Annotated in this window: 10 protein-coding genes, 1 riboswitch and 1 other annotated feature; of the genes, 4 read left to right on the forward strand and 6 right to left on the reverse strand. The window is 43.6% G+C overall.

Annotated features, from left to right (window positions below; translation table 11 throughout):
- The 4 genes from J7I90_RS23710 to J7I90_RS23725 form a co-directional block, all read right to left on the reverse strand.
- The coding region (locus J7I90_RS23710) for a S8 family serine peptidase (RefSeq protein WP_214774051.1) at nt 1-2,829 on the reverse strand (2,829 nt) is incomplete at its 3' end.
- Nucleotides 2,830-3,164: 335 nt separating this feature from the next.
- Nucleotides 3,165-5,579 (reverse strand): leucine--tRNA ligase, encoded by a 2,415-nt coding sequence (leuS, locus tag J7I90_RS23715; RefSeq protein WP_214774053.1) that lies wholly within the window; start codon nt 5,577-5,579, stop codon nt 3,165-3,167.
- A 53-nt stretch (nt 5,580-5,632) separates the two neighbouring features.
- Nucleotides 5,633-5,863, reverse strand: a binding site (T-box leader).
- A gap of 153 nt (nt 5,864-6,016) precedes the next feature.
- The gene (locus J7I90_RS23720; protein ID WP_214774055.1) at nt 6,017-6,280 is read right to left on the reverse strand and encodes a DUF2524 family protein; all 264 of its coding nucleotides are present in this window, start codon (nt 6,278-6,280) and stop codon (nt 6,017-6,019) included.
- Between the two features lie 96 nt (nt 6,281-6,376).
- Nucleotides 6,377-6,913 (reverse strand): SMI1/KNR4 family protein, encoded by a 537-nt coding sequence (locus J7I90_RS23725; RefSeq protein WP_214774057.1) that lies wholly within the window; start codon nt 6,911-6,913, stop codon nt 6,377-6,379.
- Nucleotides 6,914-7,050: 137 nt separating this feature from the next.
- Between J7I90_RS23725 and mnmL the strand changes: the two genes are divergently transcribed.
- On the forward strand, nt 7,051-8,013 hold the full coding sequence (gene mnmL, locus J7I90_RS23730; protein ID WP_214774059.1) for a tRNA modification radical SAM protein MnmL/YtqA: 963 nt from the start codon (nt 7,051-7,053) through the stop codon (nt 8,011-8,013).
- Entirely contained in the window at nt 8,010-8,582 is a 573-nt protein-coding gene (gene mnmM / locus J7I90_RS23735) for a tRNA 5-(aminomethyl)-2-thiouridylate-methyltransferase MnmM (RefSeq protein WP_214774061.1), read from the forward strand. The genes mnmL and mnmM overlap by 4 nt, the downstream gene beginning before the upstream one ends.
- A 715-nt stretch (nt 8,583-9,297) precedes the next feature.
- Here the strand turns inward: mnmM and J7I90_RS23740 are convergent.
- Nucleotides 9,298-10,101, reverse strand: a complete 804-nt coding sequence (locus J7I90_RS23740) for an alpha/beta hydrolase (RefSeq protein WP_214774063.1) — start codon at nt 10,099-10,101, stop codon at nt 9,298-9,300.
- Nucleotides 10,102-10,311: 210 nt separating this feature from the next.
- On the opposite strand from J7I90_RS23740, the gene J7I90_RS23745 reads away from it, so the two are divergent.
- A complete protein-coding gene (locus tag J7I90_RS23745; RefSeq protein WP_214774114.1) occupies nt 10,312-10,830 on the forward strand; it encodes a gamma carbonic anhydrase in 519 nt (172 codons plus the stop codon).
- 552 nt (nt 10,831-11,382) lie between these two features.
- On the opposite strand, the gene metK is transcribed toward J7I90_RS23745, so the two are convergent.
- Nucleotides 11,383-12,576 carry a methionine adenosyltransferase gene (metK, locus tag J7I90_RS23750; protein WP_034310567.1) on the reverse strand — a complete coding sequence of 398 codons (1,194 nt, stop codon included), beginning with the start codon at nt 12,574-12,576 and terminating at the stop codon, nt 11,383-11,385.
- Nucleotides 12,577-12,739: 163 nt separating this feature from the next.
- Nucleotides 12,740-12,902, reverse strand: a riboswitch (SAM riboswitch).
- Nucleotides 12,903-13,331: 429 nt separating this feature from the next.
- Here metK and pckA point away from each other — a divergent pair.
- Nucleotides 13,332-14,918 carry a phosphoenolpyruvate carboxykinase (ATP) gene (gene pckA / locus J7I90_RS23755; RefSeq protein WP_214774065.1) on the forward strand — a complete coding sequence of 529 codons (1,587 nt, stop codon included), beginning with the start codon at nt 13,332-13,334 and terminating at the stop codon, nt 14,916-14,918.
- Nucleotides 14,919-15,397 lie beyond the last annotated feature (479 nt).

Here is a 15,397-nt window from a genome sequence, read left to right on the forward strand (position 1 = left end):
GCCTGCTTTTTTCTTGCTGATCTTAATGGAGAAGTTCCCCTTACTATCAGCTTTTGCCGTTCCGATGTTTTTATTGCTGTGCTTCACGGTAACGGTCGAACCGATTTCCGCTCTACCTGTTACTTTGGTGGCGCTGTCGCTTACTTCATTCACTTTCGGTGCATCCGGAGCTGTTTTATCGAGAACAGTCACGGTTGCCGCCTTGCTTTCACGTTTTGCTAAGTCTGTAGCTGTGACTGAAAGTTTATTGCCAGCCTTTTGCTTGCTGATTTTCACTTTGAAATTCCCTTTGCTGTCCGTGTTACCTGAACCAATCACTTTTTTCGCGCTATTTTTGATCGTGATTTTCATGTCCGCTTGCGATTGACCCGTAACATACGTATCTTTGTCACTTAAAGCTTTGACAGTTGGCTTGTTAGGGGTTGCACCCTTATTCACGAATACTTTGATTGAAGATACTGCTAGTTTGGAAGAATCAGAGATATTCACAGTAAGCTGCTGCTCAGCTTTTTGGACCGGAATCGTAACGGTGAACATTCCGTTAGCTGCCGCCGTTCCTTTACCGAGCGTTTTGCTTCCGCTTTTCACTTCGATCACTGAACCCTTTTTAGCTGAACCAGTTAGTTTTGTTTGCGTATCCATCACAAGATTGACTCTAGCTTGTAAATCCACTGCACTAAGTGCACTGTACGCATTCAACCTTCCGTATCCAGAGACTAAATCTTTTCCAACAGGAAGTTCTTCTTCCGGTATGATGATTTCTCCATCCTCCGGTTCATAGTCCTCATACGGGTCTATATTATCTTCTTCTTCAAAAGCGACATATTCCGATGTCTCATGAAGGATTTCCCTTACTTCATTCACTTTCAACCCAGGGTTTCCGGATAATAATAAGGCTGTAGCTGCCGCAACATGAGGAGCTGCCATTGATGTACCATCCATGTAGGTAACATTCCCATTAGGCACAAGGCTCGGGATGGCTGTCCCCGGAGCGACCATGTCCAACTTCGATCCATAATTGGAATAATCGGATACTAAATCCAGGGCATTGGTTGCACCGACGGATATGGCGTATTTTGATGATGCAGGATAAGAAAGACCTTCCATCCCATCATTACCGCTTGCTACGATAACCATTACATTCTTGGCAGCGGCATGTTTCAAGGCATATTCAATTGTCCTGCTATATTCTCCGCCCAAGCTAAGGTTTATGACCTTTGCACCATGATCCACGGCATATTTAATGCCTAGTGCAATTTTCTCATTGTCTCCATATCCTGAAGAGTCCAAGACCTTCACAGGCATGATTTTAGCTGCTGGATTGATTCCTTGCATGGAATATCCATTATCCGCTTTGGCAGCGATGATTCCGGATACATGTGTGCCATGGCCATTGTCATCGATTGCCTTTTCTTTCTTATCGATGAAGTTCTTACCTGACTCCATTTTAACGACACCCTGTAGATCTGCCAGTGAATCATCGACTCCTGTGTCGATGACCGCTACCAATGTATCTTTTAAATTACGTTTCTTAATAAGGTTCTGCAGTTTTTCGTTATCGATGTCCGCTCCCTTTATGCCTTCTTCCCCGCCGGCGTTAGCTAAAGACCATTGATACGGTGACTGAATGTCGGCAGAAAGTGCTTTGTACGTTTTTACCGGTTCGATATATTCCACTTCCGGAAGTTTTTCGATACCGGATAGAGCTGCTGTGCTCATTTTAGCTTGGTTCTTTAACTCGACAACATACATATCATCATACAGAACCTCTTGTTGCTTAGGTGCCGATAATGTTCCATATCCTTTTCCTTTTAGGACAGTGCTTAATGATTTCCCAGGTTTAAGTTTGACGATATATTTGTTCTTTATATTCTTCGATGCTGGAAGTTCAATTCCCGCTTTGCTTGCGATATCGACGATATCCTCACCTAAAAGATTATCAAGATCGATTTTCTTTGCCAGGCTGTCCATATCCTTTTTCAATCCAGCCGGTGCTGCATCTGCAGCCATAGTGAATAATTCTTTAATCGCTTTTTGCTGATCTTTGTCAATGTCTTCGGTGCTGCTTGCTCCGTTTTCATTAATGTCATCAAAAAGCGGTTTAATCTCGACTAAATATTTATACGCGGCATCCCTCGCTTTTTTATTGCTAGCCAGATGATAGGCAAGGAATGGCGAAGCCTTATAGTATAAAGAAGACAGGCTGCGTCCCTCAGACGACTTCATGAGAACTTCATCTCTAAACACGCGGAGTGTATTCAACATGGATTCTCCCGTTTTCTTATCGTTTACACTCACTTCAACCGGGCAAGATTCAAGCTCCTCCCCTTCGTCCCCCGCAGATGGCGGCAATGTTACTGAATGCGCATTGATGGAGTATTCAGCTACATTTTCCGCATCCGGGATGGGATTTCCTTCATCATCCGTATCGCCGAAATATTCAACTTTAACATAATATGTGCCTTCCCATGCATATGGGAAATCGACTACAGCTTTTTCATCAGGATAAGAAGAGACCATATAATTGCTCTGATCTTTTTCTGCTTTTTCTTTATCTTGATATACGGAGATATTCAAGATTTTGTCCGAATTGACTTCGAACTCAATATGGGAGAACTTTTGTACTTCTTCTGTTGTGGGACTGATTTGGTACCATTGAACATCCGGTTTTTCAAACTTTCCGTCCAAGGTGTCCCCATTTTTAATCGTTTTTACATTTTCAATGGGTGCTGCAGCTGCTGCTTGAGAATTCAGTGGAACCATCAAGCTGAAAATCAGTGCAAAAATTAATGCACATGCCGTAATTCGACTCACATTCTTAAATTTCACGGTTTTCCCTCCAATAATTGGTTAAAAAATTCAGTACTATACCAAACTATCACACTGTAAAATTTTATCAACCAGTTTTTTCCCTTTTTTATGTCAAATGCTTGATTTATTTGGCGATAGAGCTGAAAAATGATTCGCATGAACCAATTAAGCAAGATATTTACGTTCCGATGTCCTCTCATGACGATAGTAGATGTCCATTTGGCAGATTGATCGCCAATAAAGTTAAATCGGTGAGAATCCTAACATGACCTAATTCCTATGGTCAGCCAATGCCACGAAAAAAAGCTGTCCCAGCAGTAAAAATATGCGGGACAGCTTCCAATCATTTTTATTTAGTTTGCGACGATATTGACTAATTTGCCTGGTACGGCAATCACTTTACGTATGGTTTTCCCATCGATTTGTTCTTTGATGGAATCATCACCCATCGCGATTTCTTCCAGTTTTTCTCTCGTTGTGTCAGTCGGCACCATTAATTTAGCTTTGACTTTTCCGTTGATTTGGATGACGATTTCGACTTCGTTATCCACTAACTTCGCTTCGTCGAAAGCCGGCCATGTTCCGTATGTGATGCTCTCGGAATGGCCCAGTTTAGACCAAAGCTCCTCGGCGATGTGCGGTGCAACTGGTGCAAGCAGCTTTATGAAGCCTTCTATATACACCTTAGGAAGCGAATCCACTTTATAAGCATCATTAATGAATACCATCAATTGTGAAATCGCCGTATTGAATTTCAATTCCTCATAGTTCTCGGTCACTTTTTTAACCGTTTGATGATAGACTTTTTCGAGCTTGCCCGTGTCATCCGTCTCTGTCATCTTATCTGTGATCGTCCCGTCATCGTTGACCAATAAACGCCAGATACGGTCAAGGAATCTGCGAGAACCGTCCAACCCGTTTGTGGACCAGGCAATCGAAGCATCCAATGGCCCCATGAACATTTCGTACATGCGAAGCGTGTCGGCACCATGGCTTTCCACGATATCATCCGGGTTCACGACGTTCCCTTTGGATTTACTCATTTTTTCATTATTCTCACCAAGGATCATTCCTTGGTTAAATAGGTTTTGGAACGGTTCCTTCGTTGGCACGACACCGATATCATACAGGAATTTATGCCAGAAACGAGCGTAAAGCAAGTGCAGCACCGCATGCTCGGCGCCGCCAATATAAATGTCGACCGGCATCCATTCTTTTAATTTTTCAGGATCTGCAAGTGCTTCTTTGTTATCCGGATCGATATAACGAAGGAAGTACCAGCTGCTTCCTGCCCACTGTGGCATCGTGTTCGTCTCACGGCGTCCTTTTCGTCCGTTTTCATCCGTTACATTCACCCATTCCGAAATGTTCGCAAGTGGTGATTCGCCTGTACCCGAAGGCTTGATGTCCGTAGTTTTCGGTAAAATCAATGGAAGTTCTTCTTCCTTCACTGGAGACATCGTGCCGTCTTCCCAATGGATGATTGGAATCGGTTCACCCCAGTAACGCTGACGGCTGAATAACCAGTCACGAAGTCGGTATGTTATTTTCTTCGTGCCGATTTCTTTTTCTTCCAGCCATTTGATCATTGTCGAAATGGCTTCTTCCTTATTCAGCCCATCAAGGAATTCCGAATTCACATGAAGCCCATCGCCTGTATATGCTTCACTTGTCACGTCTCCGCCAGCTACGACTTCCTTGATCGGCAATTCGAACTTGACTGCAAATTCATAATCACGCTCATCATGGGCAGGAACGGCCATGATTGCTCCTGTTCCGTAGCTGATCAACACGTAATCGGCAATCCAGATCGGCATTTTTTCGCCGTTTACCGGGTTGATCGCATAAGCCCCCGTGAACACGCCTGATTTATCCTTTGCCAAGTCTGTTCTTTCCAAGTCGCTTTTATGTTTCACTTCATCCAAATAGGCTTCAACTGCCGACCTTTGATCAGCCGTCGTAATTTTATCGACAAACGGATGTTCAGGTGCCAATACGGCATATGTTGCACCGAATAACGTATCCGGACGAGTCGTGAACACCGTGAATGTTTCATCAAAGCCATCGATATTGAATGTAACCTCCGCTCCCTCGGAACGGCCAATCCAGTTACGCTGCATATCCTTGATGTTTTCCGGCCAATCCACATCATTCAGATCGTCGATTAAACGATCTGCATACGCCGTGATGCGAAGCATCCACTGTTTCATTGGGCGGCGCTCAACAGGATGGCCTCCGCGCTCACTTTTCCCATCGATGACTTCTTCATTCGCCAATACCGTGCCAAGTGCCGGACACCAGTTAACGGCCACTTCATCAATATAGGCAAGGCCCTTTTCATATAACTTCAAGAAAATCCATTGCGTCCATTTGTAATAGTCGGGATCTGTCGTGTTTATTTCACGATCCCAGTCATAAGAAAAACCAAGGGCTTTAATTTGGCGGCGGAACGTGTTGATGTTGTGCTCCGTGAATTCAGCTGGATCATTTCCCGTATCGATCGCATATTGCTCTGCCGGAAGTCCAAAGGCGTCCCAGCCGATCGGATGCAATACATTATACCCCTGTGCCCGTTTCATCCGTGCCAGGATGTCGCTTGCCGTATAACCTTCCGGGTGCCCCACATGAAGACCGGCCCCTGAAGGATATGGGAACATATCCAGCGCGTAGAATTTGCGTTTGCCGCTTTCTTCACCCGTTTTGAATGTCTTATTGCCTTCCCAATACTTTTGCCATTTCGTTTCTATGCTTCTATGGTCAAAACTCATATGATTTCCTCCTAATTTCCGTTTAAAAAACAATAAAAAACCCCTCATCCCAAAATAGGGACGAGAGGATTATGTATATCTTCCCGCGGTACCACCCACATTGGCGATAGCTAAAATCCGCCCAGCTTAAAACATCCGTAACATGGATTAAAACGCCAGGCATTACTTATTCATTCACACCCGGGACTCCAAGGCGAGTTCGCGACCGTCCCAGGATGACTTGCACCATCCGTCAACTCTCTTTACTGGTTTAAACCGCTACTATTCCTCATCATAGTCTTTATGAGAATATTGATTTTATTTCATTCTAGTCAATTTCACCGATAATTGCAATAGCCGTACATAAACATTATCGACAGGTTTTTCATTATATATGCGAATTCAGGAAAATTCGTGCAAAAAAGGGAGCTATTCATTCATAGCTCCCCTGTTTCCATTTAATGTCGAAGTAAAACCATTTCATTCCTCAATTGGTTCAACTGCTGCTTCATCCGCGAAAGCATTTCCCGTTGCTGGTCATTCGAACTGGCATACAATCGTTCCATATCCGTCAAAGCCTCTTCGATATACCTTTGCGAATTTTGAAATTGTTCATCATCATAATGCTCCTGCCGTGAGGCCTCGTTAAATTCAAACTCTGCAAAATGGAGAGCACCTTCACATTGCTCTAAAAAATGATCGACGGATTGTCTGGTTGCCATTTCAAACCCTCTCCTTCGCATCTCATTTGGATGATTCGGAATCATCTTTTCTAGTTTGAGCAAATAACGGGAGGATTATCATTTTTTTTTGGGCAATCAACCTTTATCCCAAAACTTCTCACCTTGATGGGAAATGAACTGCTCGATCCATTCGGCAAAGCCCATATGGAGCTTCTCGCCTTCTTCAAAATCATCGATATGGCCTTTTACCATTAAATACTCCTTATCGCCTTTGGCGACGGCTTCCCCATCGATCACAATATTATCTTGATAAATGCAAGCCACTTTATAGCATCCCTCGTAGGAATTTTCATATGTGTAATTAATAATATCATCCAGGCTGTATAAATCGTTTTCCCCGCCTGATTCCACATTATCAAACAGACGGCATCCATTGGTTATTTTTAAAAACTCCTTATAATCCTCAGGCAGAAGCAGTCCGGTTTCCTTTTCAAAGGAATGAATTTGTTCATCCGAAGCAGGTGAATTGAAGGTACAAGTGGCTTTGTATGTGAACCCATCTTCATTTACTTCGATCACCTGATTATTTTCGGCTAATTTCTTTTTCATTTGTTTGATCGCTTCTTCAACTTGACCGGTCATGTCCATCAGCTCCCGATTGGATATAGTCATTCAAAGATAAACTGGGAATAGCAGCAAAATATTTAGCCTTCAAGTATACAGTATACGCTTATTTTGCAAAAAAAGACCTAGCTGCGAGAATGTTGTATAATATATGTTGCGCTTATTTTATTTAGGAGGTTGCTGATTTGAATCAAGCAAACCCGTTTATATATGCAACGGACAACAAACGATATCATACATGGAATTACCACCTGAGAGAACATTTTGGACATAAGGTCTTTAAAGTTGCCCTGGATGGCGGTTTTGACTGTCCGAACCGTGATGGCACCGTCGCACATGGCGGCTGTACCTTTTGCAGCGCCTCAGGCTCTGGTGACTTCGCTGGCAGCAGGGTTGAACCCCTCGACGTCCAGTTTAAGAAAATCAGCGAACGGATGCACCATAAATGGAAAGATGGGAAATATATGGCCTATTTCCAAGCATTCACGAATACGCATGCACCCGTGGCAGAGCTTCGCGAAAAATATGAAAGTGTATTGACCCAGGAAGGTGTCGTCGGACTCTCCATCGCGACACGCCCGGATTGCCTTCCAGATGATGTAGTCGAGTATTTAGCGGAATTGAACGAACGCACTTACCTTTGGGTCGAGCTGGGTCTCCAGACGGTCCATGAAAAGACCGCAATGATGATCAACCGCGCCCATGACTTCGATTGCTACAAAGAAGGCGTCGATAAACTGCGCAAACATGGCATCCGCGTCTGCTCCCATATCATCAATGGCCTGCCCCAGGAAGATTACGGCATGATGATGGAAACAGCCCGTGAAGTCGCCAAACTCGATGTGCAGGGGATAAAGATCCATTTACTTCATCTATTAAAAGGGACACCGATGGTCAAGCAATATGAAAAAGGCCTGCTCGAGTTTCTTGACCGTGACGATTATGTCAGCCTTGTATGTGACCAGCTGGAAATAATCCCTCCAGAAATGATCGTTCACCGCATTACGGGTGACGGTCCGATCGATTTGATGATCGGTCCAATGTGGAGCGTCAATAAATGGGATGTCCTGAATGCCATTGACGCCGAACTGAAACGCCGCAACAGCTGGCAGGGGAAAAATCATCACACGGAGGTACAATCATCATGAAGCTAGATCGAATTTTGCCATTCGCCAGGATTCTCCTGGAAAAAGCGGTTCGCCCCGGGGATATAACCATAGATGGCACGATGGGCAACGGCTTTGATACCGTCTTTCTTGCAGGGCTTACAGGTGCAGACGGACATGTCTATAGTTTTGATATTCAGAAAGAAGCGATCGAAGCCACAACGGCAAAACTGAACGCCGAGAATTTACAAGAGCGCTGTACACTCATTCACTCCGGGCATGAACTTTTAAGCAAATATATCGGCAAAGAACATTCCGGAAAGGTCACAGGTGCCATCTTCAACCTCGGCTATCTTCCTGGAGGAGACAAATCAATCATCACCCAAGCCGAGACAACGATATCAGCCATTGAACAGCTGTTCGAACTGCTGGCGCCGGAAGGCATCATCATCCTTGTCATATACCATGGTCATCCAGGAGGATCGGCTGAAAGGGATGCATTGATGGATTATGTAGAGAACTTCCCTCAACAGAAAGCCCATATCCTGAGATACGGGTTCATCAACCAAGCAAACAATCCGCCATTCATTATCGCGATTGAAAAGAGATGATCACTTTTGACACCGTTCGATAAGAACGGTGTTCATTTGTAGACAAAAGGGGTTTTATCTAAATTTTGATTAGGGCGGGTGTATAAAACTCCAGCAGAGAAAGCACGTCCAGGGGAGACCCGCAGGAGTCTCCCGGACCGCCCGCGAAAAGCGAGTGCCTCGAGTGGAAATCGAAGTTCGAGATTTTACAAAACCTCATAAAAACTGTAGACCAACTTGATTTCCATCGAGTTTGTCTACAGTCTGACTTTTCAATCCCAGCTCAGGCAGCAGAATTACCAAAATTTTTGAATTTTTATAATGATTACAATGATAGAAAATAGATAAGAGGTGCAGATAATGGAACATTTGCCTACTTCATTACTGACGAATATATTGACTGAAAAAGTCAAAAGGGATTCAAGTGATCAATACGGGGATGTTATCAGCTCGCCAACTCGTTGACAGAAGAACAAAAAACCGATTTCCACCCAAAACCATGAAGCGATCATGAATATGAAAGCGACGCTTTTGGACCTATTCGCCAATGACTTGACCTTCAAATCCATTCATCTCCATCCACTGCATTATCAAACAAAAAGGAACTTACTCATTTGAACCAATTTATGTACCCGGTTACTTTCTGGGCACCGGTCATCAAGTCGAACGAATTGCTTAATCCAAAAAAACTGCCGAAGGCTAACCTCGGCAGTTTTTCATTTATCGTATGTACGGATCAAACGACATACCCTAATATCTTTAAACGGTTTACAACAAAACTCAGCGCATATTGAAATACATCATCACGCTCTGGTTCATTGAAGATTTCATGATAAAGCTTCGGCCATTCCTTATATTGCTTTTCACTGGCCAAATTATAATTGAACCACTCACGAACCGCCTTCTTGTTCACGATTCGGTCATCTCCGCCCTGCATCACCAAAAGCGGCACATCCTGAAATTCAGGAATCTCTTCAAAAGCATCCTTCATAGCCTGTGCAAGCTCGCGATACCAGCGAACCGAAACCTTTGTGATATATAATGTATCGTTTCTATCGGATTCACGAATTTCCGCACTTCTCGTCGCCATTTCAGGTGTCAATCCGGAATCCACCCTGAACTGAGGCATAACGATGTTCAAACCATGCGAGAGCATTGTAAGGAACTTCCGCGGCTTCGTCACGAGGCCCAAGCAAGGTGAAGAAAGAATCACCCCTGCAATGTCCCATTCCTCTTCCTGAAGAAGGCGTATCGAAATCAAACCGCCCATGCTGTGTCCAAGTAAAAAGACCGGCAACGAATATTCATAAGCCTCTTCTATCCAGCTTTTCACTTCGTCCAAATACTCATCAAAGGAATCGATATGTCCCCGGTAGGCGCGAGTAGTCATCCCCTGCCCAGGAAGGTCGCCCATGACGACATGGTATCCAGCTGAAAGCCACATTTGTGTTACCCACTTATAACGTCCGTGATGTTCCATTGCCCCATGAATGATGACAATGACGCCCTTTGCGTCTCCTTCTGTCTCCCATTTCCACATTCGAAATCCCCCTTTCACTTTTCACTTGTTGTGTACGATCCATGATAGTTGAAATAATATATATAAATTATAACCATATTCGTGATTTTCGACAAAAAAGAAATCTAACAAGTTGTACATTGCTATTATAAATAGCCAAGTGTATTTGCATACGGTATATTAAAATAATACATAAAAACATTCACTTCGGAAAGGAAATGATTGAAAATGATTATTTATCCGTATAAAGGCAAAGAACCTGAAATTGCTGAAAGCGCTTATATTGCTGAAAATGCTGTCGTCACAGGTGATGTCAAAATTGGCGAAGAAACATCAATCTGGTTCAATTCCGTCATTCGCGGTGATGTATCCCCAACCATCATCGGAAAAAAAGTCAGTATACAGGATAACAGCGTCCTGCACCAAAGCCCAAATAATCCATTGATCATCGAGGATGAAGTAACCATTGGCCATCAGGTCATATTACATAGCTGTAAAATCCGCAAAGGAGCTTTAATCGGCATGGGATCGATTGTACTGGATGAAGCCGAAATCGGCGAAGGGGCTTTCATCGGTGCCGGCAGTCTCGTTCCCCAAGGCAAAGTCATTCCACCGAACATGTTGGCATTCGGACGTCCAGCTAAAGTCATCCGCGAAATCAACGAAGAAGATCGTCAGGATATGGAACGCATCGTACGCGAATACGCCGAAAAAGGCCAATACTATAAAACGGCGGAACGAATAAAGTAATGCACAAGCACTTAACTGAAAATTACGAGTATTCACTCCTAACTCACGAGTAAACGCTCATTATTCATGAGTATCGCACCAACTTACGAGTAAAATGCTCTAATTCACGAGTATTTGCTTCAAATTCACGAGTAAATCGCTGAAACTCACGAGTATTTGCTCCTATCTCACGAGTAACGCTCATTATTCATGAATATCGCACCAACTTACGAGTAAAACGCTCTAATTCACGAGTATCTGCTCCTAACTCACGAGTAAACGCTCATTATTCATGAGTATCGCACCAACTTATGAGTAAAACGCTCTAATTCACGAGTATTTGCTCCTAACTCACGAGTAAACGCTCATTATTCATGAGTATCGCACCAACTTACGAGTAAAACGCTCTAACTCACGAGTATTTGCTCCTATCTCACGAGTAAACGCTCATTTTTCACGAGTATCGCCCTTAAAGTTGCCTTTGCGATTTCTTGAATTATTCCCGCTGATGGCAAAATTAATCCACAAAAAAAAGGTGCCCCGCTAATTGCGGGACACCTTTCTTTATATGAATTACGCTTGTGCTTTTAATGTTTCTGCTTTGTCCGTGCGTTCCCATGGAAGATCGACATCTGTACGGCCGAAGTGTCCGTATGCAGCTGTTTGTTTGTAGATCGGGCGACGAAGGTCAAGCATTTTGATGATACCAGCTGGACGAAGGTCGAAGTTTGCGCGAACTAGGTCAACAAGGACTTCTTCGCTAACTGTACCAGTTCCGAACGTATCAATGGAGATCGATACAGGCTCTGCCACACCAATTGCGTATGCCAATTGAACTTCCGCTTTGTCGGCAAGGCCGGCTGCCACGATGTTTTTCGCAACGTAACGTGCAGCGTATGCAGCAGAACGGTCAACTTTAGTAGCATCTTTACCAGAGAATGCACCGCCGCCGTGACGAGCGTATCCGCCGTAAGTATCAACGATGATTTTACGTCCAGTAAGACCAGCATCCCCTTGAGGTCCGCCGATTACGAAACGGCCAGTCGGGTTGATGAAGTACTTAGTATCTGCATCGATCAACTCGGCTGGAACGACAGCTTTGATTACATGTTCTTTTAGATCGGCTTGAATTTGTTCAAGCGTAATTTCTGCATCATGCTGTGTAGAGATGACGATTGTATCTACACGTACAGGACGGTTATTCTCATCATATTCCACGGTTACCTGTGTTTTGCCATCAGGGCGTAGGTAAGCAAGAGTTTCATCTTTACGAACTTGAGCCAAGCGGAATGAAAGTTTATGCGCCAATGAAATCGGAAGCGGCATAAGCTCTTCTGTTTCATTACAAGCGAATCCGAACATAAGACCTTGGTCCCCTGCACCGATTGCATCGATTTCTTCATCTGACATGTTTCCTTCACGAGCTTCCAATGCTTTATCGACACCAGCTGCGATATCGGCAGACTGCTCATCAATGGAACTCAAAACGGCACAAGTTTCAGCATCGAAACCGTATTTCGCACGTGTGTAACCAATTCCTTTAATCGTATCACGAACGATACGCGGAATATCCACGTAAGCGGACGTTGTAATTTCACCAGCAACAAGTACAAGACCTGTTGTTACACTAGTTTCACACGCAACACGTGCATTTGCATCCTTAGCTAGGATAGCATCTAAAATGGAATCTGAAATCTGATCACAAATTTTGTCCGGATGGCCCTCTGTAACAGATTCAGAAGTAAATAGACGTTTCTTTGACATCATATTTCCTCCTTGGAAGTTAGTATGTTGTAGGCATAAGCCTGATTTTTACGGAACTCGTTTCCCTCATTAGTTTCAACTATAGACACAGAATTACTTATAAAAAACACAAAAACCTTCCCTGGCAAATGAGGAAAGGTTTAAAACTCTGTCTTCTATCCTTTCACTCTTATCGTTCAAGGGTTTTTTACCTTGCTCAGGTTAGCACCATCACCACTATTCCTTGAAGACCTTCGCTTTATTTTCGGCGATCGATCTTGGAGTCAAGTTCAATATGGCAGGTTGCTGGGTTTCAAAGGGCCTGTCCCTCCACCAACTCGGGATAAGAGAATCCGTACAATTTAAGATATTATCGTATCTGGCTGGAATTTGTCAATGCTTTTCTAAAAAGAACATTTCCACCCAGAATGGCGTTCATTTGAAAAAACATGTTGATACAACGTCCTAGAGGGGTTTACAACGCAATATACGAATAGAAATGTTGTAAATTGCCATTAATAATAAAGGACTGAATATCGAAAAGGAACGACATCCAGACTTTCCCTTTAAACATATATTGTTTACTTACTTCCTATTTAAATAAATTTTCCCTCATGAAAGTATATGCGATCATCGTGACTCGGTTCCTGCCGGATTAAAATGATTAATGCGGCCAGCTGAAAATAATCACAAATTGAAAGAAATAGTATAGACTAATTAAATGAATGTGTTATACTAATTATAATCTAAAAACTCAAACAAAGGAAGGTACCTCATATATGAATTCTGTAGACGTTTCTAATGAGTTACACCAATTATTAACAGGAAACAATGTGCAAACTCAACTATCAGTTCCTCAATTGGTCGAAAAAGTACTAAGCAGAAATGAAGGCGTTTTAACATCAACCGGCGCGGTAAAAGCTGAAACTGGCAAATATACCGGTCGTTCACCTAAAGATAAATTTATCGTGGAAGAAGCATCCGTTAAAGATAAAATCGATTGGGGTCCCGTGAACCGGCCGATTTCCGAAGATGTGTTCAATAAACTATATAATAAAGTAGTTGACTACTTAAAAGCAAAAGAAGAGATTTTTGTTTTTAAAGGTTTCGCTGGTGCAGACGAATCATCACGTCTTCCCATCCGTGTTGTTAATGAATATGCTTGGCATAACCTTTTCGCCCATACATTGTTCATCCGTCCAAACGAAGAGGAATTGAGAGGCCACGAAGCTGAATTCACGATCCTTTCTGCACCTAACTTCAAAGCGGACCCAGAAGTGGACGGAACTACATCCGAAACGTTCATCATCGTTTCATTTGAACGCCGTACGATCCTGATCGGCGGAACGGAATATGCAGGAGAAATGAAAAAATCGATCTTCTCGATCATGAACTACTTACTTCCAGAGGCTGGAATCCTTCCAATGCATTGCTCTGCTAACGTAGGACGTGAAGGGGACGTCGCTTTATTCTTCGGACTGTCCGGTACAGGCAAGACAACTTTATCAGCAGACACTAGCCGTAAATTGATTGGCGATGACGAGCACGGCTGGTCTTCTAACGGCGTATTCAACATCGAAGGCGGCTGCTATGCAAAAACGATCAATCTTTCACGTGAAAAAGAACCGCAAATTTTCGATGCAATCCGTTTTGGTGCTGTATTGGAAAATGTTGTTGTTGATCCGGATACGCGTGAAGCGAACTATGATGACAGTTCATTGACTGAAAACACTCGTGCTGCTTACCAAATGCAAGCGATCGATAACATCGTGAACCCAAGTATTGCAGGACATCCAAATACAATCATTTTCTTAACGGCTGATGCTTCAGGCGTTCTGCCTCCAATCAGCAAGCTTTCCAAAGAACAGGCAATGTTCCACTTCCTAAGCGGATACACTAGTAAATTGGCTGGTACTGAAAGAGGCGTAACTTCACCGGAAGCTACATTCTCCACTTGCTTCGGTTCACCATTCTTACCGCTTCCAGCTACACGCTATGCTGAGATGCTTGGTGATAAAATTGACGAGCACAATGCAAAGGTGTACCTTGTCAACACAGGATGGACTGGCGGTGCATACGGAACTGGAAGCCGTATGAAACTTGCTTACACCCGTGCAATGGTACAAGCGGCGCTTGAAGGTGAATTAGCGAACATCGAAACGATCAAAGATGATATCTTCGGTTTGGATATCCCGCTACATGTTCCTGGTGTTCCTGATGAAGTGCTTCAACCAATCAAGACTTGGGCAGACCCTGCCGCTTACAAAGCAGCAGCAACGGACCTTGCCGCACAATTCCGTGCAAACTTCAAGAAATTCAAAAGCGTTCCAAGTGAAATCGAAGAACTTGGCGGCCCGACAGCTTAATAAATTGTACACAAAAGGACCAAGCTCTTGCTTGGTCCTTTCAGTTTGTCGGTAAGAAACGTCACTTTCCGAACCATGATTATGGATTACTTTATTAAGTGCCATGGAAAGGGAAATACCTCGTCTACTGTCGAATAAAGTACCAAGTAACCCGAAATACGGCACTTCGCTCGAATTTACTGCCTTACACCCGAATACACGTCTACCGTCGAATTTACTGCCTTACAGTACGAATACGCGTCTACCGTCGAATTCACTGCCTTTCAGCTCGAAATACGCCATCTGTGGTCGAATTTACTGCCTTATAGCACGTAATACGGCATCTTCGCTCCAACTTACTGCCATACACCCCGAAATACGGCGGCTGCGCTCGAATTTACTGCCTTGCACCCGAATACACATCTACCTTCGAATTTACGTTTCTACCCTCGAATTACTGCCTTTCAGCTCGAAATACGCCATCTGTGGTCGAATTTACT

The sequence above is a fragment of the Bacillus sp. ISL-57 genome, from assembly GCF_018613135.1.
GTDB classification, from domain to species: Bacteria; Bacillota; Bacilli; order Bacillales; family DSM-1321; genus Peribacillus; species Peribacillus frigoritolerans.